Raw genomic sequence first — 20,969 nt, 5'->3', positions numbered from 1 at the left:
TCATGATCACTATGCTGCAAACAGCTGAGCAATTGAGGCAGGGCCTTACAACACCCGATGAGTTGATCGAATCCGCATTGGCGGCAGCCAAAAACTCGGAGCACGTGTTCATTTCCATACTTGAACAGCGCGCCATTAATGACGCTGAGGCGTCAACCCGGCGATGGCATCGAGGGGCTCAGTTGAGCGCTTTTGACGGTATCCCCTATGCGGTCAAGGACCTGCTGGATGTTGCCGGTAGTCGAACAACTGCCGGTTCCATTACTCGGGTCGACGCTCCAATAGCGGTCGAGGATGCGGCAGTCATCGCAGCACTCACGGCGCTGGGGATGATCCCGCTGGGTAAAACCAACCTTACTGAATTTGCTTATTCCGGTCTGGGCCTGAATCCTCATTTTGGAACGCCGACCTGTGACCTCGTGGTTGGCGAAAGACGCGTTCCTGGCGGCTCTTCTTCCGGCTCGGCCATTGCGGTTCAACAGGGTATCGTCAATAGTGCCATCGGCACTGACACCGCCGGTTCGATTCGCATTCCTGCGGCTTTCAATGGATTGGTTGGCTATAAGGCCTCCACTGGTCGTTACAGCATGGAAGGTGTTCACCCGCTGGCCATCACGCTCGATAGCCTGGGCGCTTTCGCCCATACCGTAGCCGATTGCGTTGCGCTTGATGCGGCGATGCGTGGTTTCAAAGACACGGTCACCCGGGCCGCCAATCTTTCAGGCCTGCGTTTTGTGGTCGACGAGGGCGTGATGTCTGACCCGGCGTTACAGCCAGCGGTACAACAAAACCTTGTCTGGATGATGGAACGGCTTCGCGTGACCGGTGCGCAGGTTGAGTATCGGCCGATGGTCGCAATCGCCCGTACACGTGAACTTATTGCCCGCGCAGGCTGGTTGGGGGCGATAGAAGCCTGGCGCCTCCTGGGCCCGATAGTGGAGGGGCCGCAAGGCTCTCGGATGGACAGCCGGGTGCGTGCTCGCCTGCGCTCGGCCAAGAAAATCGACTCGGCTACCGAAGACAGGATTCGGCATCTGCGCGTGGAGCTGATGTCTGCAATCGAGAGGGAGCTGGACGGGGCCATTCTGGTCATGCCAACGGTCAAGCATGTCGCCCCGCCGATGGCGCCCCTGGAGAATGACGACGCGCTGTTTGCCGCCATCAACCTTGAAACCTTGTCGCTCACCATGATCGGGAGTCTGCTGGATATGCCGGGGGTGGCAATCCCTTCCGGGAAGGACTGTATCGGGTATGCCACCTCGACCCTGTTCTCGACGACCCGAGGTGGCGATGATCAATTGCTCGGTGCATGCCTGGCGATAGAATCGACGCTTCTGGCAACAGGTCTCAGGACGTAAGCGCCAGTTGATGGCCTGCCACGTCATTCAGGGTATTTGCCCTGAATGACTTTGCCTCGCTCAGAAGCCATTCCCTGAACAACGAAAGGCTGCGCCGTGGACTGCCATTGTTGTCTTCGATCAGGTGGTAGGTAAAACCTGCCAACGTCGGGCCCTCCACCCGACGAATCCGACCAGCGCGAAGCTCATCGTCAATCAATACATCGCTGCACAACAAAGGGCCTAGCCCTCTCTCTAGCGCATGCAGTGCAAGAGTTTCCTCGCTATACCACGAGATGCGCAAATCCCTGGAGGTATCGTGTTCAACCCGGGCCAGCCACACTGACCATGAGGGTACCTCGAGTGCCTGATTCTTCCATTTGAACGCCAGCAGCGGGCGATTATGAAAGTCGTTGATGGTTGCGTTGCGATCCACTGGACAGATGCTCTTATCCGCGACTGCGATGTACCGATCCTCGAACAACACCGGCCCGCGCACATCGGCATCGACCGGACCATATCGAATCGCCAGATCAACGGTTTCTGAACGCAAATCCACTACTTTCTCCGAGGCGTGGATAGACACCACGATGTTCGGATAAATCTCGTTGAACTTCGCCAGGCGTGGCATGAGCCATCGTTCCGCGAATGCGCGGGTGGTGGAAACCTGGATAGCATCGCCCTCCTTTGTCGCACCTAGCAGGGCGAACGCCTGGGCAATCTGGTCAAAGCCGTCTCGCAACAGCGGATAGATCGCTTTGCCAGCCGGCGTGAGGGTCACCGTCCGTCCCCTTTCCAGGAGCTTTTGCCCCAACCCGTCTTCCAGTTGCCGGACTTGATGACTGACTGCCGCGACCGTCACAGAGAGTTCGTTCGCAGCAGCGGAAAAACTCTGGTGACGTGCTACAGCCTCAAACGCTCGCACGGAATTCAGAGGTGGTATTTTGCGCATGGCTTTCTCCAGGCACTGACTGTGTGCAAGCGATGGATGCAGTTTCCTGCCGATGGACAGCGCATCACAGGATGCAGTAATGAACGTCCTGGGGCCGCATTCCATTGACGGCAGTGATGTCCTGAGGACAGGCAGAGAGAACCACAATAACCTCCATTTGCGCTTCAAGGCAGACGTACTGCCCAGGTTCACTGACCGGCTGCGCGAACTCTATGCGCCCGTCCGGATGAACCGGAACGTTCATAAAGAGGTTCAAGGGACTCGGCGTTTCAGGCGCAACCAGGCCGATGGCATCCAGGGCGAGAAAGAGATTTTCGTTGCAGCTGTCATGATGGCCCTCAACTCCCAGTTGAACGTAACGAGTCGGATCACAAGCCGCAACCAGGGTGTCGTGGATACCCGGTGTGGTGTCCTCGACGAGCGTCAGGATCTTCCGGCGTTTGTTGGTGAGCAGGCTGTCTCCTTTGTGAGGGTTGAGCTTCAACCAGAAGGGACGACTGTGTTCCATCGAAATGGCCTCATAGAGGTCATGCGGGTTGAAAGCCCAGGTGTCTACCACCTGTTTGCCATGAGTGTTAATCACCTTGATGGTTTGCCCCGGGTTCAACCGAATGGCGACACCATGCCGAGCAGGGAGGCGGACCAGTTCACTGGGGCAAATCGAAGTCATTGTGTTCATGTCACGGCTCTCTTCTTCAAGGCTGGTAGACGGCGGTTGTGTGCCTGCAGTCAAGGAAAACACAGAAGAAAACCTCAAACCAATAATATAAAGTGGCCACGGTATAAGTTAAATCTATAGGGTGGCTATGCGAATCCGACAGCTTGAATGCTTCAGAACCTTGATGATCCACGGCACGATGACCCGCGCAGCAGAGCTTTTGAGTATTTCTCAACCAGCCATAAGCAGCACCATCGCTAATCTGGAGCATGAGACAGGCCTCAAGCTATTCGTGCGCAAAGGTGGTCGCCTGCAACCCACTCCAGAAGCCCGACTGTTTTTCGTCGAGGCTGAACGCGCGCTGGCAGCCGTGGAGAAAACCCAGCGCATCGCCAAGGAAATCCGGACGGGAAAACGAGGCCATCTGGCGATCGCCGCCTATCCCAGTATCTCGATCGACTTGCTACCACGCTTGATGGCCGAATTCGCCAAAGAGCGTCCGGGGCTCGAGCTCAAGATCATCACCCGAAACTCCCAGTCTGTTCGTGAGTTGATAACGACGCAGCAATTCGACCTGGCCATTGCCGAGTTGCCGCTCGACTACCCGGCGTCCTGTATGGAGGTGATTTCGTATGAGTGCCAGTGCATGGTGCCGATCGGTCACCCTCTCGCAGAACTGGACATGATTACTCCCGCGGATCTGGACGGCGTGCCATTCGTTTCGCTGTTCAAGGGCGACCCTGTCTACCAGCAGTTGGCCATGGCTTTTTCGACGTACGGGTCATCCTGGAACGTCGTGGCCGAAACAGAGTTCTTCGCGACGGCATGCCAACTGGTCTGCTCCGGTATGGGTGTCGGTATCGTAGATCCGGTGGTCAGCCTGCCCTTCACCCGTAATCTTGTCCTGAAGCCTTTCTTGCCAGCGATCAAATACGAAATTGCGCTGCTGCTTCCCACGCAGGAAGAGCCGTCACAACTGGCGCGAGAATTTATACGTTACCTCAGGCAATACCTTTGAAGGTCTTTGCGATCATTGAGAACCGACACCCTCTTGGCAAAGACGCTTAGGCACTTCACGCATGCAGCCAGCGAGACGCCAACGCACAGGCCTGTCATCGCGCCTCCTCTTCAATAACCGGCTGGATATTGGCCCCATGGCGACGGCGCAAGCGATTCGCCAAAGACAGGACCCAGACAAAAAATACGGGTACGCACAATACCCCAAGCACTGTCGCCGCCAGCATGCCGCCGATGACGCCAACGCCAATGGCTCGCTGGCTGGCGGCGCCCGCACCGCTGGCCAATGCCAGGGGCAGTACACCGAGAATGAACGCCATGGACGTCATGACGATCGGACGAAAACGCAAACGCGCCGCTTGCGCAGCGGCTTGCGCAAGGCTTGCCCCCTGCCCGTGAAGCGCCTTGGCGAACTCGACGATGAGGATGGCGTTCTTGGCGGAAAGGCCGATGATGGTGATCAAACCGACTTTGAAATAGACGTCGTTAGGCATGCCCAGCACCGTCACCGCCAATACAGAACCGAGCATGCCCACCGGTACGATCAGCAGCACGGCAAAGGGAATCGCCCAGCTTTCATACAGTGCGACCAGTACCAGCAACACCATGGTCAACGACAAGCCCACCAACATCGGCACCTGATCGCTGGCCTGTTGTTCCTGCAATGACAGGCCGGACCATTCCAGGCTGAAACCGGCCGGTAACTGACGGGAGATTTTCTGCATTTCCTCCATGGCTTGACCGGTGCTGTAACCCGGCGCGGCATCACCGGTAAAATGCAACGACGCCGAGCCGTTGTAGCGCGCGATCTGCAACGGCCCGACCTGCCACTCGAAGCGGCTGAATGCCTCCAGTGGCACCAGGCGGTTCTGTCGGTTGGGCACTTGCAGGCGCAACAGCGCTTCGGGCGTCTGCCGGCTGATGCCATCCACCTGAATGATCACACGCTGCATCCGCCCTTGATTGGCAAATTCGTTGATCTGCTCCGAACCCAACGCCGAGGACAGCGCCGCACTGATCACATCAAAACTCACGCCCAGGGCCTCTGCCTTTTCGCGATCAATGCTGACGTTGATTTGCGGCGCATCGGCCAGGCCGTCCTCCATCAAGTGACCGATCACCGGCGATGCCTTGGCGGCCGTCAGCAATTGGCTTCGAGCCTTCAAAAGCGCCTCATGCCCCTGCCCCGCCAGATCCTGCAAACGCAAATCGAAACCACTGGAGCTGCCGAGGCCATCCACCGGCGGCGGCACCACGCTGTACAGCGTGCCGTCGGCGACGTGTTCAAAAGCTTCGTTCGCTCGCTCGGCCACCGCCTCGCTGGCCTGCCCGCTGTCTCGCAGCGACCAGTCCTTGAGGGTGACATACGACAACGCCGCGTTGGCACCCTCCCCGGAGAAACTGAAGCCCATGATCGCCAGCACCTGGTCGGTGGCAGGTTGCGCCAGCGCATACCGCTCCCACGCCTGGACCGTTACGTCGGTGCGCGAGGCCGACGCCGCGGGCGGTAATTGGATATCGGTGACGATGTAACCCTGGTCCTCGGCCGGCAAGAACGAGGACGGTAACCGTTGATAGGCAAAGACGAGTACCAGCAGCAACATCAGGTACAGACACATGCTGCGCGAACGGCGTCGAACCCAGCTCGCACCCAGCCGTTCGTAGCGCCGGGCCAGGGCATCGAAGCGTCGATTGAAAGCGTCTGCCCAGCGGTTGGGCCGGGCTTGAAGCACGGGGTCGAAGGGTTTGAGCACGGTGGCACACAGGGCCGGGGTCAGGGTCAGCGCCAAAAAACCGGAGAACAGGATCGACACCGACAGCGCCATGGCAAATTGCTGATAGATCACCCCCACCGAACCGCCCATGAACGCCAGCGGCAGAAACACCGCCGCCAGCACCAGGGTGATGCCGACAATCGCCCCGCGGATCTGCTGCATGGCCTTGCGGGTCGCGGCCTTGGGCGACAGATGCTCTTGAGTGATCAGCCGTTCGACGTTTTCCACCACCACAATGGCGTCGTCCACCAGAATCCCGATGGCCAGCACCATGCCGAACAGGGTCATCATATTGATCGAGAACCCCAGCGGCGCCATGACCGCAATCGTCCCCAGCAGACAGACCGGCACCACCACTGCCGGAATCAGCGTGTAGCGCAGGTTCTGCAAGAACAGCAGCATCACCAGGAATACCAGCACCATGGCTTCGATCAGGGTGTAGATCACTTGCTTGATCGCCACCTCGACAAAGTACGAAGTGTCGTAGGGTACGTTCAGCGTCATGTTCGCCGGCAGCGTGCTCGACAGCTGTTCAAGCCGTGCCTTGATCGCTTCCGCTGTTTGCAGCGCGTTGGCGCCGGGCGCCAACTGCACCGACATGGCTGCTGCCGGTTTGCCATTGAGGCGCGCGTCGAACCGGTAGTCCTGTCGCCCCAGTTCGACGCGTGCCACATCGTGGATCCGGACGCTGGAACCGTCGTCATTGGCCCGCAATACAATATTGCCGAACGCCTCCACCGATTCGAGCTGGCCTTGCACCATCACCGTGGCGGTAATGTGCTGGTCGGCGGGTCCCGGTCGCTCCCCCATACTGCCCGCAGGCACTTGCACGTTTTGCCCGGCGATGGCCTTGCCAACATCGGCCATGGACAGGTTGTAGCCCACCAATCGCGCAGGATCGACCCAGATGCGCATCGCCCGTTCGGCGGTGTACATCTGCACCCGCCCCACCCCGGCGACCCGGCGAATTTCATTGTTGATGGCCCGGGCCGCATAGTCCGCCAACCCGATGGAATCCTGCTGGCCGTCGGTGTAGGACAAGGCATACACCAACAGGAAATTGGAACGCGACTGCTCCACTGTCAGGCCTTGCTCGATCACCGCCCGGGGCAAGCGACCAACCACCCGTTGCAAACGATTCTGCACATCGACCTGCGCCATGTCGGCGTCGGTGCCCGGGTTGAAGGTGATGGTGATGTCGGCACCGCCGTTGGCGCTGTTGGAATCGTAATAGATCAGGCCTTGCAGACCGTTGAGTTCTTCTTCGAGCAGGCTGGTGACATTCTGGCTGACGATTTGTGCCGAGGCGCCAGGGTAGTTGGCGCTGACCGTGATTTGCGTTGGCGCCACGTCCGGGTACTGGTTGACCGGCAAGGTGCCGAGGGTCAGCAACCCCGCGAGCGAGATGAACAGCGCGATGACCCAGGCGAAGTTCGGGCGGTTGATGAAAAAATCGGGCATTGATTGCTTTCCAAGGCCACTGGCCGTCAGTTGCGAGCCTGCTGCTCGGCCAAGGTGATGACGTTGACCTGCGTCCCGGCGCTGAGTTTGTCGACACGCTCGATCACCACCTGCTCGCCGGCCACCAGCCCCTGAGCGATCTGCCAGTCGGAGCCGACCATCACGCCTGTACTGACCACTCGTTCGCGCACCACGCCATTGGCATCCACCAGCATCAACCGTGCCTGGCCGTCGGCACCGCGTTGCACCGCTTGCTGCGGTACGAACAAGGCTTGCGGATCGACCCCGGCCGGTGCCACCACGCGTACATACATGCCGGGCAACAGCAGGTAATCCGGGTTGGCGAACTCGCCGCGCAAGGTCACCTGCCCGGTGCTGCGATCCACGGAAATGTCAGAGAACATCAAGGTGCCATGGCGGGTCTGGGCGGGAGTGCCCACTTGCACCGTCACTTTGGCCGAACCACTGCCATTGAGGGTCAGGCGCCCGCTGGCCAAGGCCTGCTGCAAGGCCACGACCTGATCGGCGGACTGTGTGAAGTCAGCGTAGATCGGGTCCAGTTGCTGAATCCGCGCCATTTGCGTCGCCTCATCCTGGCCCACCAGCGACCCTTCGCTCACCAGCGCTCGACCGACACGGCCGCTGATTGGCGCCCGTACCTGGCAGTAACCGAGGTTAAGCCGTGCGCTGGTCAGGTCGGCCTGGGCAACCAGACGATTGGCCTGGGCGCTCTTGAGGTCGGACATGGCGTCGTCGAACGCTTGCGGGCTGACGGCATTGATTTCGACCAATTGTTTGAAGCGCTGGACCTGAGCGTTGGCGCGATAGACATCGGCCTCGACCTTGGCCAACGCGCCTTCGGCTCGCATCAGCGCCGCCTTGAGCGGGGCCGGGTCGATACTGAAAAGCAACTGGCCTGCCTTGACGTCGCTGCCTTCCTGGAAATGCCGGGTCAATACGATACCGGCCACCCGTGCGCGCACCTCGGCGATGCGCACCGGTTCAACTCGCCCCGGCAAATCGGTGGTCATGGCAAACGCTCGCGGCTTTACCGTTAGCGTCTTTACGTGCGGTATCGACGCACTGGACTCGGCAGGCGGTTTCTGATCACCACAAGCGCTTAATCCAAGCACCGTCAGCAACAGCCAGGCGGGTTTCATCGAGGCAAAAGCTGTGTGCATTGTCACTCCCTGTCCAATGAAAAAAGGCCTGCCGATTGCGCTCGGCAGGCCCCCTGCTGCGGCGATTCAGCGAAGCGGACGCTCGCTGATCGCACAGGCCGCGCGGAACAGGATTTGCGCGACGAAATCGATTTCCTGTTCGGTGATGATCAATGGCGGCAGGAAGCGCACGGTAGCACCGTGTCGACCGCCCAACTCGACGATCAGACCGTGTTGCAGGCACGCCTGCTGGAAGGCCTTGGCCCGGGCGGTATCCACCGGTGGATGGCCTTGAACATCAAGGGCGCCCTGCGGGTCGACGATTTCCATGCCGAGCATCAGACCGCGGCCACGCACATCGCCGATCCAGTCAAATTCGCTTTGCAGCGCCAGCAACTGTTTGCGCAAATGCGCGCCAGCCTTCTCGGCGTGGGCCACCAGCCCTTCGTTGCGGATGAAACGCAAGGTCGCGGTACCCGCCGCCATCGCCAGCTGATTGCCACGGAACGTGCCGGCGTGGGCGCCCGGTTGCCAGACGTCCAGGGAATCGTTGTACACCATCACCGACAACGGCAGGCCGCCGCCGATGGCCTTGGACAAGGTAATCACGTCCGGGATGATGCCCGAATGCTCGAAGCCGAACATCCTGCCGCTGCGGGCGATGCCACATTGAATCTCATCGACGATCAACGGAATGCCGTGGGCCAGGGTCAGGCGACGCAACTCCTGCATCCAGCGATCGGGCGCGGTAATCACTCCGCCTTCACCCTGGATCGGTTCAAGAATCATCGCTGCCGGCGCGGTGACGCCACTTTCCGGGTCATTGAGCAAATGTTCGAGGTAGCGCACGTTGAGCGTTACGCCTTGGTCGCCAGCCACCCCGAACGGGCAACGGTAATCGTGGGGGAACGGCAGACGTTGTACGCCGGCCATCAAACCGCCCAGGGCGTTTTTCGGCGACAGGTTGCCGCTGATCGCCAGCGTCCCCAGAGTCATGCCGTGGTAGGCCCCTTCAAAGGCCAGTACCGAATGCCGGCCAGTGGCGGTGCGGGTCAGCTTGAGCGCTGCTTCCACGGCATCGGCACCACTGGGGCCACAAAACTGGATGCGCGCGTTACGCGCAAAGTCGGCTGGCAGGCAGCCGAAGATTTCCTGTACGAATGCGTCCTTCACCGGGGTCATGAGGTCAAGGGTATGCATCGGCACACCCGAGGCCATGACCTGAGTGATGGCTTCGATAATCACCGGATGGTTGTGACCCAGCGCCAGGGTGCCGGCACCGGCCAGGCAATCGACGAACACCTGTCCACGACTGTCCTGCACATAGATGCCGTGGGCCCGCTCCAGCACCAGCGGAATACGCCGAGGGTAACTGCGGGCGTTGGACTCCTGCTGTTGCTGGCGTTCCAGCATCGGCGTCGGATCAAGGCAGTACGGACTCGACAGACCGCTATGCAACAGGCGTAGCTGTTGCGCGCCACCCAATGTGACATTCGAAAAAGCACTCATGATTTCCTCCAGGGAGGCTGGGTTTGGAAGGGAACAGGGCTGCCTGAAACGAATGCTTCAGATCGATAGCCGTGAAACCGGACGCGGGAAATCCTTCCCCCGCTTCCATTTCGTCGTCGCTTTACATGTCGTAGCGCAGAACCAGACCCACGGTGCGTGGTGCGCCGACATCGATGATGTCGCCGCCGCGGTTGTTGGTGATGTATTCCTTATCAAAGGCGTTTTTCACGTAACCGGACACTGCGACGTTTTTGGTGATCTTGTACTCGGCGTTGAAGTTGGTCAGCCAGTAAGCGTCGCTCTTGCGCTCATTAGTGACTTGACCCGCGTCATCGAACTCGTACTCCGACGGTGAGGTGCTCTGGTAAATGAGGTCGGTGTTCAGGGTCAACCGGTCATTCCAGCGATAGGTACCGCCCAGCGACATCTTGTACTTGGGCGAATAGAGGAAGTCCTCGCCACTCATGTCCCTGCCATCGCCCGTGACGAAGTCCTTGTACTTGGCATCGGTAACGGAGGCACCGGCCGTCAGGGTCAGCTGTTCGGTGAAGTCCTTCTCGACGGAGACTTCCAGGCCCTTGATGTCACTGCTCCCGGCGTTGAACACGTGAACGAAGTCAGTGTTCGTATCCAGCACACTGACCTGCTGGTCTTTCCAGTCGGTGTAGTACAGGTTGGCGCGGGTACGCAGGGTCTGGTCGAAGAACGAGCCGCGGTAGGACAACTCGTAGTTGGTGGTGTATTCCGGATCGTAGGCTTCGTGACCGGTACCGGTACGAACGTTGACGCCACCACCGCGATAGCCTTTCTGCACCATGAAGCCTACGTACTGATTGGCAGCCAGTTCATAGTCGATACCCAGCTTCGGCAATACGGCATCGAACGACTTGCTGGTTTTGCCCGAGGTGGAGAAGTCGTCCTGTTCGATATCGGTGTCGTTCTTCTCGTGGTCGTAGCGCAGCCCGGTGATCAGTGTCCAGCGCGGGGCGAACGTCCAGTTGATTTCACCGAACACCGCCTTGTTTTCTATCGTCGTATCACCCTTGACGGTGCCGATCAGCTCGTTGCCAAACAACAACCGGTCGTGGAAGTTGTTGGTGTTGTGCCCGTAGTAGACACCCATGAAGCTCTTCACCGTGTCACCGGCGTAGTTCAGGCGCAGCTCCTGACTGAACAGGTCACCATCCTGCTTGCGCAGAACGACCTGGTTGGCATCGGCTGTCTGGTCGAAGTCCAGGCGGGCGTCATAGTCCGAACGGGTATTGGCGGTGAGGCTGGTAATGGACCAGTTATCGTCCAGGCGGTAATCCACCTTGGCGCTGAGGGTGTCTTGTTCGAGTTTGTCGTAAGCCTTGGTGTCGGACGACACGTCGTAATAGCGGACCTTGCCGTTTTCGCGCATGACCGAGTTGTCACCCTTGCGGCTTTCACCATGGGCGTAAGTCAGCAGCACATCCAGATCGTCGTTCGGCAGGATCAGCAGTTTTCCCCGGGCATTGTAGGTGCGGGTCGGGTTGGCATCATTGTCGAGCGCGATGTTGTCGATGTAACCATCACCGTCCTGGTAATCCACAGCGATACGACCGGCGATCTTGTCATCGACAATCGCGCCACCACCGGCAAACGCCCCTCCGCTCTCACCGTAGCTGCCCATGTTGCCCTGTAATGAAAGGCTTGGTTCGAAAGTCGGGTTCTTGGTCTGGATGACGACCGCACCGGCCAGCGAGTTGCGGCCTTGGGTAGTGGACTGCGGACCGAGGAACACTTCGATCTGCTCGACGTCCCACAGCGGCATCGGGCTGAGGGTCAGTGCGCGGTTCGGTTGCACGGCGCCGTCGACGAACACCGAAACCGCACCGTTGAGCGTGGCCGGGCCCTGGTCTTCGAAACCGGATACCGGTACGCCGCGAATACCCCAGTTTTCGTTACCTGACTGGTTGTAGACACCTGGCGTTCGGGCGAACACGTCGACGAGGCTGTGATCCTCCTTCTCGCGCAGTTGCTTGTCGGTGACCACGACGACACTCGACTGGGTTTGCTCCAGGGTGCGGTCGATTTTTTCACCCTTCACCGTGATTGGAGCAATCTCCATCGTGTTGGATTGTTCAGCTGCCCACACAGTGTTGGACAGGCAGATCGCCGACCCCACAGCCAGTGCCATTGTAGTTTTCTTGAAGTTCACGCCCCGTTCCCCTGCGACAGATATTGGTGTTTTTTCTATGTCCAGAACGCTGTGTTTCCCCAGCCGGCGGGAGTCTAATCCAAAAAAAAAAATAAAGGAATAAGATTGATAATAGATCTCATTTGTAATAAATATGCCGCCCTGTATCGCAGACACTAAATTTCAGCGGACACCAAACGTAGCCACCTTTGCCGGTTTCCAGGGTCGCCAACGCCCTGCGCCTGATTGATAAAAAGATAGAAAAGAGGATGCGCACGGATGACTTCAATCGAACACCTGAGCGAGCGTTTCGAACCCTTGCCCGATGCTCCAGCGGCTGGCCACGAGACAACGTTGCCGGTGCTGATAGAGGCGAAACCGGGACAATCGATCCATGACCTGGACACTTCGATTCGTGCCACCCTGGACCAGATGCTGACGACTGTCGGTGGCGTCCTGTTTCGCGGTTTCAGCGTGCCAACGCCCATCGATTTCAAGCGCTTCGCCGCCAGTTTCGGCGCAGCGCTGGCCAGCTACGAATTCGGCTCCACGCCGCGCAGCAAAGTCTTCGCCGGGGTCTATAGCTCCACCGAATACCCGGCTCATCAATTCATCCCCTTGCACAACGAGCAGGCCTATACCCGGCCGTGGCCTTCGCGCATCTGGTTCCACTGCATCAAGGCCAGTGAAACCGGTGGCGAAACGCCGATTGCCGACAGCCGCCTGATCTACCAGCGCATGCCTGCCGAGATCCGCGAGCTGTTTGCCAGCCGCGAGCTTCTCTATGTGCGCAATTACAGCGGCGCGCTGGATCTGCCCTGGCAGAAAGTCTTCAACACCCAAGACCGCGCCCAGGTTGAACGCTACTGCCTGGACAACGACATCGAGTGGGAATGGAAAGCCGATGGCGACCTGCGCACCCGTCAGCGTTGCGCCGCCGTGCTGCAGCATCCCGATAGCGGTGAGTGGGTCTGGTTCAACCAGGCGCACCTGTTCCACGTTTCGGCCATTGAACCGGGTGTACGCGCCAGCCTGTTGGCGGCGGTGGGCGAAGCGAACCTGCCACGCCACGTCTACTTCGGCGACGGCTCGGCCATTCCCGACGATGTGCTGGACACCGTGCGCGAGGTTTACCGCCAGACCGCCATCAGTTTTCCCTGGCAGCCCGGCGACATCCTGATGCTCGACAATCGACTGGTCGCTCACGGCCGCAACCCTTACACCGGTGACCGCAAAGTCATCGTTGCCATGGCGTGAATTGCACATGTTTTCATTCAAACACTGGATCGACGTGCTTGAGGCCAACGCCCTGCACTTCCCGCAGCGTGCTGCCTTGCACTTCTTGCCAGACGGCGTCGAGATCGGCGAAACCCTGACCTTTGCCCAATTGCACGAGCAGTCGCAATCGCTGGCGGCAGCGTTGCAATTGCGCTACCTGCCGGGCGATCGCGTGTTATTGATGCTGCCCAGCAGCCTCGACTACGCCCGGGCGTTTTGCGCCTGTTTATATGCCGGCCTGATCGCCGTGCCGCTGTTCCCGCCACCGTCGCGCAAACCGCGTCACCTGGACCGGGTACGCAACGTGGTGGTGGATGCAGCCCCGTCGCTGATCCTCGCCCCGGCGGATCATTGCCAGGGTTTGCTGGAACTGATGGAAGGCCAGGTCGACGTATTGACGGTCCAGGACCTCGGTACGCCGCCGGCCAGTGAGTGGCAACGTCCGGATGTCGACGGTGCGACCGTGGCATTCCTGCAATACACCTCGGGCTCCACCGGCACGCCCAAAGGCGTTGAAGTACGCCAGCGCAACTTGATCGCCAACGTCGAACTGATGCGCCAGGCCTATGGTTTCGATGAGCATGGCGCCATGGTCAACTGGCTGCCGCTGTACCACGACATGGGTCTGATCGGCGGCATGCTGGCCCCGCTTTACAGCGGCATGCCTTGCTACCTGATGGCCTCGCAGACCTTCGTCAACGCACCGTCGACCTGGCTGCAAGCGTTGAGCCGCTACCGCGCCACTGCCAGTTTCGCCCCCAATTTCGCCTATGCCCTGTGCAACCGCGTGGTCAGCGACAACCTCATCGCACAGCTCGACCTCAGCGCCTGGCAACATGCAATCAACGGTGCCGAACCGATCCACCCCGGCACCCTCGAAGCCTTCGCCCAGCGCTTTGCCGCTTGCGGTCTCAACCCGCTGGCAATCAGCCCCGGTTACGGCCAGGCCGAAGCGACGCTGTGTGTCAGTGCCACGCCGGCCGATGCGTTGCCGGTGGTATTGCGCCTGGACAAAGCTGTGCTGGAAACCGGTCGCGCCGTCTTGGCTGCCGCCGATGCCGCTGCCGTGGAGTTCGTCGCCTGCGGTTATCCGCAGGCACTGCACGACATTGCCATCGTCAATCCGCACAATCACCACCGTTGCGCTACTGATCACATCGGTGAAGTCTGGTTGCAAGGCCCGAGCAATGCCGAGGCCTACTGGAAAAACCCCGAAGCCAGCCGCGAGGCTTTCGAAGCGCAAATCGTGGGTGAACCGGGTTATTACCTGCGCTCCGGCGACCTGGGGTTCATGCACGAAGGCCAAGTGGTCATTTGCGGTCGGCTCAAGGACTTGCTGATTCTCAACGGCCGCAACCTGTACCCCCACGACATTGAATTCGCCATTACCGATGCCGAGCCGGGCATCCGTACCGGGCGCATCGCCGCTTTCTCGGAAATGGACCCGCTGCTGGGGCGCGAGAAACTGGTGATCGTCGCCGAGCCCCAGCGTAAGTTCGTCGATCCGACGCGACATCCGGCGCTGTTCGCCTCGATACAAAACGCCGTGCGCGAAGCCGCCGACTGTGGCATCGACCAGATCGTTCTGGTGGAAGCCGGCACCATTCCCATGACCACCAGCGGCAAGATCGCCCGTCAGGGCGCACGCAAGCAATTGGCGGCGGGCACCTTGAGCATCATCGCCCAGAGCGGTGGGCCGATCGCCTCGAACAGCGAAACCCTTGACCTCGTTCAACTGAAACATCTGGTGGGCACTGCGCCGCAACTCGCGCAGGCCGCGTGCCGTCAATGGCTTGAGCAAACCCTGCGCGAGGTCAATCCGTATCTGACGGCAGACTTTGAACTCAGCCTGATCGGCCTCGGCCTGGACTCTATCAGCGTGGCCGATTTTGCCGCTCGCCTGTACCAGGATCTGGGCTGGAGTCTCGACACCCAAAGCCTGTTCGGCGAACAGACCCTGGCGCAATGGGCGCTGGCCTTGCAGGTTTTCCTGAGCGGGCCTGCACCCGTGACCAGCACATCGATCGCGCGTGCGAGCGTCAGCCAAAGTCGGCAATCATTTGCGCAAAGTCGCTTGTGGTTCTTGCGCCAATTGAACCCGGACGATACCCGGCACAACCTGGTGTTGCACCTGAGCCTGCAAGGACCGCTCGACGTCGAAACCCTGGCGTTGCGCCTCAATACCCTGGTCAACCGTCACAGTGTGTTGCGCACGGTGTATCGCGATGGTGTCGATGGCCCGCAGCAACAGGTGTTGCCGGCCATCGCCGTACCCCTGACCCGGCACGATTTGCATGATCAGAGCGAGGCACAGCAACAGCAAACCCTCAGCGACTGCCTGGCCAACGAACACGCCACACCGGTCGAGCTCGAGACAGGGCCGCTGCTGCGCGCCCAGTTGCTCAGCCGCAATGACCAGCAACACGACCTGTTACTGACCCTGCACCACATCGCCTTCGATGGACGTTCGGCGCAAGTGTTGCTGGCGGAACTGGCCGGCTCGGTCACTGGCGAACAGCCGGTGCAGTATCTGGATTTCGCCCAATGGGAAGCCGAACACTGGAGCGCCGAACGCATCGCCACCGAACAACAGTTCTGGCGCGAACATCTGGCGACAGCGCCGCAAACCCTCGAACTGGGTGGCAGCGGTCAGATCCCCGGCGAACACAGCCTGAACTTCACCCTGCCCCAGGCCACGTGCGAAACCTTGACGGCACTGGCCCGCGAACAAGGCATGACCCTGTTCATGTTGCTGCTGGCCAGCTATCAACTGGTGCTCAAGCAACTGGGCGGTCAGGAGCAATTTCTGCTGGGCACCGATGTCAGCGGCCGTCCGCTGGCGGAACACAACGATGTCATCGGCTTCTTCGTCAACCAGCTGACCCTGCGCTGTGACCTGCACGGCGAACCGACCCTGGGCGGTTTTCTGGAACGGGTGCGCGATGAAGCGCGACGGGCTTACGCCCACCAAGGCCTGCCTTTCGATCTGGTGGTGTCGGCGCTTGCACCGCAGCGCCGCCCCGGTCACTCGCCGCTGTTCCAGGTCAAGCTCAACTATCAACCGTCACGGATAACACCGACCGATATCGCCGGTGCGCACATGAGTGCTCTGGATGTGGCCCAGGCGCCGGGCGATTTCCACCTGGTGCTCGATCTGGTGCATGGCGCCGCAGGCATCGACGCAACCCTCAAGTACCGCGGCGAATACTTCGATCAGGATCGCGCCCTGCGCCTGCAACACCTGTGGACGTACCTGCTGGGCGAGGCCCCAAACCTGCTGGCCGAACCGCTGCCCGCATTGGCCGAACGGCTGGATACCCTGGATCAGGCGTTGCAGCGTGAACGCCAACAATCCCAAGCCCTGGCCGGTCGCAGCCAGATGAAGCAAACCAAACGTCGCTCACTGACCCTTTAACCGAGTTGGATGCCTTTATGTCTATCGTGCCCCCACAGTCTCGCGCCCTTGGCGGCGTGCGTCGCAAAGCCATGAACGTCTCGGAACAGCAACTGGTCAGCGAGCGCCTCCTGAACCCGGACCACGCCTTGCCGCTGGTGATCGAACCGGCGGTCAGCGGCGTCGATCTGGTTGCCTGGGCGACTCGTGAACGCGAGTCCCTGGAGAAAAAACTGCTGCAATACGGCGCCCTGCTGTTTCGCGGGTTCTCGGTGCTGTCCGTGGAGCAATTCGATCAGGTGATCGCCGCCCTCTCCCCCGGCGCGCTGGAATACATGTTCCGCGCCTCGCCGCGCACGCGGGTCGGCGGCAACATCTACACCTCGACCGACTACCCGGCCGACCAGATGATTTTCCCCCACAACGAACATTCCTATTCGCCACGCTTCCCGCTGCGGCTGTTCTTCTACTGCCACATCCCGTCCGAGACCGGCGGCGAAACCCCCATCGGCTCGACCCGCGCGGTGAAGGCCAGCATCAGCCCCGAAATTGAAGCGCGCTTCCGCGAAAAAGGCGTGCTGTACGTGCGCAACTACGGCGACGGTTTCGGCCTGCCGTGGCAGACCGTGTTCCAGTCCGAAGACCGCAAAGAGGTGGAAACCTACTGCGCCAGCGTCGGCATCGAAGTGGAATGGAAAGAAAACAACCGCCTGCGTACCCGCCAGCGCGGGCCGGCGGTGGTGCGTCATCCGCGTACCGGTGAAGAAGTCTGGTTCAACCACGCGACCTTCTTCCACATCAGTACCTTGCCCCCGGCGATCCGCGACTCACTGCAAAGCAACTTCAACGACCTCGACCTGCCTACCAACACCTTCTATGGCGACGGCGAACCGATCGAACCGCACGTACTGGAGTCGCTGCGAGCGGCCTACCTCGACTCGCTGGTGCGGTTCAGCTGGCAGCAGGGCGACGTGTTGTTCATCGACAACATGCTCGCGGTGCACGGTCGTGAACCCTTCACCGGCGAACGCGCAATCATGACCGGCATGGCCGAAGCCCTGCTGCAAAGCGACGTCGCCGTCTGACTTTTCAAGGGCACATCCGCTGTTTGCAAGAGGCTCACCTGACAACCGGTCAGCGAGCCTCGGCACCTCTGCCATGGCCCAGGTTTAACCCCCATTTTTAGTCGAGTTGAACATGAGCGGACTCCAAGGTTTTCGTATTTCGCCGCAACAGGCCTCTGTATACCCCCACATCAACGGCGCGGCCGAACACCCCTTCAGCTGCCATTTGCAATGGTCGCTGTACCAACCGGTGGATCTGGATGCGCTGAACAGCCGTTTGCTGGCGCTGATGGCCGACAGTGAAATCCTGCGCACGCGCCTGATGCCGGTGCCAGGTTTGCGCCACCCGGTACAGGTGATTCACGACACCGGCGCGCTGCCTGTGGCGGTGCAGGATCTGCGTGAGCACAGCCTCGCCGATCAGGACGCCACACTGGCCAGCCTTGCCGCACAGCCCCGTGACTGGACGACTCCGCTGTCCGTGACTCTGGTGCGATTGTCGGACGAACAGTCGGTGCTGGACCTGGCCGCTGTCAGCAGCCACTTCGACCTCGCCAGCCTGAAACTGCTGGCCGCTGCGCTGCTGCAAGACGCCACCCCGGATCTGGCCGAAGCGCTGCAATATGCCGATTACGCCGAGTGGCGCTGGAGCCTGACAGAAGACGAGCCGAACCATCCCGGGGTGAACTTCTGGAAACCACTGAGCGAAACCGAACAGCCGGCCTTGCAGCTGTCGCTTGAATCCAGCAGCGGCGACGGGTTTGCCCCGGCGCGAGTGGACCTGGCCTTGCCCACCGACCTCGCCCGCCACCCGGCCCTGACCTCGAACCTGATGCTGACCGCCTGGGCCGCCGTCCTCGGACGCCTGGCCGGTCAGCAGCAAGTTCCGATCACCCTGATCCACGAAAGCCGCGGCCCGGAACTGGAAAGCGCGTTGGGCTTGTTCGAGCAGTGCCTGCCGGTGCGCATCGATCTGGATGGCCAGGCGACGCTGCTGGAGCAAAGCCAACATGTCGCGGCCATGGTCGAGCGCACGGTTGGCTGGCAGGACTATTACACCCAGGACCTCAATGGCGGCTACGCCTTTGCCTGGCGTTCGGGCGATGCCCGGGAGCGTTTTGCCAGCGCTGTAATGAACCCGGCGAAGGCCTGTCTGAACGTCCGTCAATTGCCCGACAGCCTGTACGCCCACGTGGTTTACGACCGCCATACATTAAGCGCCGACGCGGCGGCCTGCCTCGCCGAGCAATGGCTGCAACTGTTGCTGGGCGCACTGGCCGAGCCGCAGCAAGCCTGGGCTCATCAAGCACTGAGAGGGCCTTTGCAAGCGCAGATTATCGACGCCCAACCGAACCTGCCGCTGATCGAATCGGTGACGCTGGTCGAGCTGATCGCCCGTCAGGTTCAACAGCAGCCGAACGCCATCGCCCTCAGCGACAAGGACGGCGACTTGAGTTACGCCCGCCTCGATGCCTGCGCCACGCATCTGGCTCATCAACTGGTGGCGGCCGGTATCGGTGCAGGCGTGCCCGTAGGCATTCTGTTCGCCCGCAGCAACGCCGCCATTGTCGCCATGCTTGCGGTGTTGAAAGCCGGGGGGGCTTACGTACCGGTTGATCCGACCTACCCGGCGGATCGTCGCGCCTACATGCTCGCCGACAGCGCCATTGCGCACATCGTGGTCAGCGCGGAGTTGGCCGACAGCGTGCCCGCCACACTGCAACGCTTCGTGCTCGACGACTTGACGGCGTCCCCGTCCAGCGACTTGCCGCCACTGCCCCTGCCCGGCGCGGACGATCTGGCGTATCTGATTTACACCTCCGGTTCCACCGGCGCACCGAAAGCCGTGGAAATCAGCCACAGTGCGTTGAGCTTCTCCACCCAGGTGCGCATGGCCTCCTATGAGACGCCGGTGCGTGCCTACCTGTTGTTGTCCTCGTTTGCCTTCGACAGCTCGGTCGCCGGGATTTTCTGGACACTGGCCCAGGGCGGGCGCCTGGTATTGCCGGCTACCGGCGAAGAACTTGAGATGTCCCGTCTGGCCCAGTTGATTGCCCGGCATCGGGTCAGTCACGGTCTGTCGCTGCCGTCGCTCTATCAAGCCCTGCTCGATCCACTGCAACGCGCCGAAAGTACCGACAGCCTCGAGTGCTGGATTGTTGCCGGTGAAGCCTGCCCGCCGTCGTTGATCGCCCAGCACAGCAAGACCTTGCCGAAGGCGCGACTGGTGAACGAATACGGCCCCACCGAAGCCACGGTCTGGGCCACTTATGAAGTGCTGGACCCGAGCCGGACATTGACCATTGGCCGGCCGATTGCCGGCATGGATCTGCGTGTGCTGAACGAACACGGCATCAGCAGCGGCATCGGCGAACCGGGGGAAATCGTTCTCGCCGGCCCGACCCTGGCCCGCGGTTATCGCAACAAACCCGAAGAAACCGCCAAAGCCTTCGTCACGCTCGCCGACGGCACCCGCGCCTACCGCACGGGCGACCTGGCCTGCTGGCTGGCGGACGGACGCCTGGCATTCCTCGGCCGCAAGGACCATCAGGTCAAGTTGCGCGGCTACCGCATCGAACTCGGGGAAATCGAGCGTCAACTGTGCAGCCACAGCGACGTGCGCGAAGCCGCGGTGATCGTGCAAGAACACGCCGCCGGCAAGCGTCTGCTGGCTTACATCGTGGCCGCCCATGGTTATGCGCCGGACTCGGAAGCGATCAAGCGTTTCCTTGGTGAACGCCTGCCCTCGTACATGGTGCCGGCCCGGGTGCTGACCCTGGCGACTTTCCCGCGCACCCCCAACGGCAAGCTCGACACCCGCCAGTTGCCCGACCCGGATCAGTTCGACGAAAGCACCCACGTGGCGCCGCGCAATGCAATGGAAACCACCCTGCAAGCCATCGTCGCCAAGGTCCTGAAACTGCCGACCGTAAGCGTCACCGAGAACTTTTTCGCCATTGGCGGCGATTCGATCCTGAGCCTGCAAGTGGTGGCCCAGGCCCATGAGCAAGGCATCGCGCTGTCGGCCAAGCATGTCTTCGAGCGCCAGACCATTGCCGCCATGGCCGAAGTCGCCCAGCCAGTGAGCGCCAACCGTGCGCAGCCTGAAGCCCAGAGCACCGAGTTCAGCGCCTCGGGCCTGTCCGATGACGAAATGCAGGCGCTGATGGCTGAACTCGACGAGAACGAATTTTGATCGACTG

Annotated in this window: 12 protein-coding genes; 6 read left to right on the top strand and 6 right to left on the bottom strand. The window is 60.8% G+C overall.

Annotated elements, in window-relative coordinates; all coding sequences use genetic code 11:
* The first annotated feature begins 2 nt into the window (after positions 1–2).
* On the top strand, positions 3–1,358 hold the full coding sequence (locus ABH909_RS14205) for an amidase family protein (protein WP_429434040.1): 1,356 nt from the start codon (positions 3–5) through the stop codon (positions 1,356–1,358).
* Here ABH909_RS14205 and ABH909_RS14200 read toward each other — a convergent pair.
* Together ABH909_RS14200 and ABH909_RS14195 are read right to left on the bottom strand one after the other, a co-directional pair.
* On the bottom strand, positions 1,348–2,289 hold the full coding sequence (locus tag ABH909_RS14200) for a LysR family transcriptional regulator (RefSeq protein WP_429434037.1): 942 nt from the start codon (positions 2,287–2,289) through the stop codon (positions 1,348–1,350). The two genes, ABH909_RS14205 and ABH909_RS14200, sit on opposite strands and share 11 nt — an antisense overlap.
* Positions 2,290–2,353: 64 nt before the next feature.
* Positions 2,354–2,968, bottom strand: a complete 615-nt coding sequence (locus ABH909_RS14195; protein WP_429434035.1) for a DUF1989 domain-containing protein — start codon at positions 2,966–2,968, stop codon at positions 2,354–2,356.
* 127 nt (positions 2,969–3,095) lie between these two features.
* Between ABH909_RS14195 and ABH909_RS14190 the strand changes: the two genes are divergently transcribed.
* Positions 3,096–3,965, top strand: coding sequence for a LysR substrate-binding domain-containing protein (locus ABH909_RS14190; protein ID WP_429434032.1), 870 nt, complete (start codon positions 3,096–3,098; stop codon positions 3,963–3,965).
* 94 nt (positions 3,966–4,059) lie between these two features.
* On the opposite strand, the gene ABH909_RS14185 is transcribed toward ABH909_RS14190, so the two are convergent.
* The 4 genes from ABH909_RS14185 to ABH909_RS14170 form a co-directional block, all read right to left on the bottom strand.
* Positions 4,060–7,200, bottom strand: a complete 3,141-nt coding sequence (locus ABH909_RS14185) for a multidrug efflux RND transporter permease subunit (RefSeq protein WP_429434030.1) — start codon at positions 7,198–7,200, stop codon at positions 4,060–4,062.
* Positions 7,201–7,226: 26 nt separating this feature from the next.
* Positions 7,227–8,381 carry an efflux RND transporter periplasmic adaptor subunit gene (locus ABH909_RS14180; RefSeq protein WP_429434028.1) on the bottom strand — a complete coding sequence of 385 codons (1,155 nt, stop codon included), beginning with the start codon at positions 8,379–8,381 and terminating at the stop codon, positions 7,227–7,229.
* Positions 8,382–8,447: 66 nt separating this feature from the next.
* Complete coding sequence (locus ABH909_RS14175; RefSeq protein ID WP_429434026.1) at positions 8,448–9,869, bottom strand: diaminobutyrate--2-oxoglutarate transaminase; 1,422 nt, start codon at positions 9,867–9,869, stop codon at positions 8,448–8,450.
* Positions 9,870–9,990: 121 nt separating this feature from the next.
* Positions 9,991–12,051, bottom strand: a complete 2,061-nt coding sequence (locus ABH909_RS14170; RefSeq protein ID WP_429434024.1) for a TonB-dependent receptor — start codon at positions 12,049–12,051, stop codon at positions 9,991–9,993.
* 258 nt (positions 12,052–12,309) lie between these two features.
* Between ABH909_RS14170 and ABH909_RS14165 the strand changes: the two genes are divergently transcribed.
* The 4 genes from ABH909_RS14165 (at position 12,310) to ABH909_RS14150 (ending at position 20,962) form a co-directional block, all read left to right on the top strand.
* Positions 12,310–13,287, top strand: a complete 978-nt coding sequence (locus ABH909_RS14165) for a TauD/TfdA family dioxygenase (RefSeq protein WP_429434022.1) — start codon at positions 12,310–12,312, stop codon at positions 13,285–13,287.
* Between the two features lie 7 nt (positions 13,288–13,294).
* Complete coding sequence (locus tag ABH909_RS14160) at positions 13,295–16,723, top strand: condensation domain-containing protein (protein WP_429434020.1); 3,429 nt, start codon at positions 13,295–13,297, stop codon at positions 16,721–16,723.
* A gap of 17 nt (positions 16,724–16,740) precedes the next feature.
* Positions 16,741–17,787: a TauD/TfdA family dioxygenase gene (locus ABH909_RS14155; protein WP_429434017.1), complete on the top strand. Its 1,047-nt coding sequence runs from the start codon at positions 16,741–16,743 to the stop codon at positions 17,785–17,787.
* A gap of 112 nt (positions 17,788–17,899) precedes the next feature.
* A complete protein-coding gene (locus ABH909_RS14150) occupies positions 17,900–20,962 on the top strand; it encodes a non-ribosomal peptide synthetase (RefSeq protein ID WP_429434014.1) in 3,063 nt (1,020 codons plus the stop codon).
* The last annotated feature ends 7 nt before the right edge of the window (positions 20,963–20,969 follow it).

It is taken from the genome of Pseudomonas sp. BS3782 TE3695 (assembly GCF_050435305.1).
GTDB lineage: Bacteria > Pseudomonadota > Gammaproteobacteria > Pseudomonadales > Pseudomonadaceae > Aquipseudomonas.
This window is presented reverse-complemented; position numbering and strand designations above follow the sequence as displayed.

Excerpts from the sequence above, each read along its gene's own strand:
- ABH909_RS14150 (WP_429434014.1), top strand. The coding sequence starts at position 17,900 with ATGAGCGGACTCCAAGGTTTTCGTATTTCGCCGCAACAGGCCTCTGTA.
- ABH909_RS14205 (WP_429434040.1), top strand. The coding sequence starts at position 3 with ATGATCACTATGCTGCAAACAGCTGAGCAATTGAGGCAGGGCCTTACA.
- ABH909_RS14185 (WP_429434030.1), bottom strand. The coding sequence starts at position 7,200 with ATGCCCGATTTTTTCATCAACCGCCCGAACTTCGCCTGGGTCATCGCG.
- ABH909_RS14175 (WP_429434026.1), bottom strand. The coding sequence starts at position 9,869 with ATGAGTGCTTTTTCGAATGTCACATTGGGTGGCGCGCAACAGCTACGC.
- ABH909_RS14190 (WP_429434032.1), top strand. The coding sequence starts at position 3,096 with ATGCGAATCCGACAGCTTGAATGCTTCAGAACCTTGATGATCCACGGC.
- ABH909_RS14195 (WP_429434035.1), bottom strand. The coding sequence starts at position 2,968 with ATGAACACAATGACTTCGATTTGCCCCAGTGAACTGGTCCGCCTCCCT.
- ABH909_RS14200 (WP_429434037.1), bottom strand. The coding sequence starts at position 2,289 with ATGCGCAAAATACCACCTCTGAATTCCGTGCGAGCGTTTGAGGCTGTA.
- ABH909_RS14160 (WP_429434020.1), top strand. The coding sequence starts at position 13,295 with ATGTTTTCATTCAAACACTGGATCGACGTGCTTGAGGCCAACGCCCTG.
- ABH909_RS14180 (WP_429434028.1), bottom strand. The coding sequence starts at position 8,381 with ATGCACACAGCTTTTGCCTCGATGAAACCCGCCTGGCTGTTGCTGACG.
- ABH909_RS14155 (WP_429434017.1), top strand. The coding sequence starts at position 16,741 with ATGTCTATCGTGCCCCCACAGTCTCGCGCCCTTGGCGGCGTGCGTCGC.
- ABH909_RS14165 (WP_429434022.1), top strand. The coding sequence starts at position 12,310 with ATGACTTCAATCGAACACCTGAGCGAGCGTTTCGAACCCTTGCCCGAT.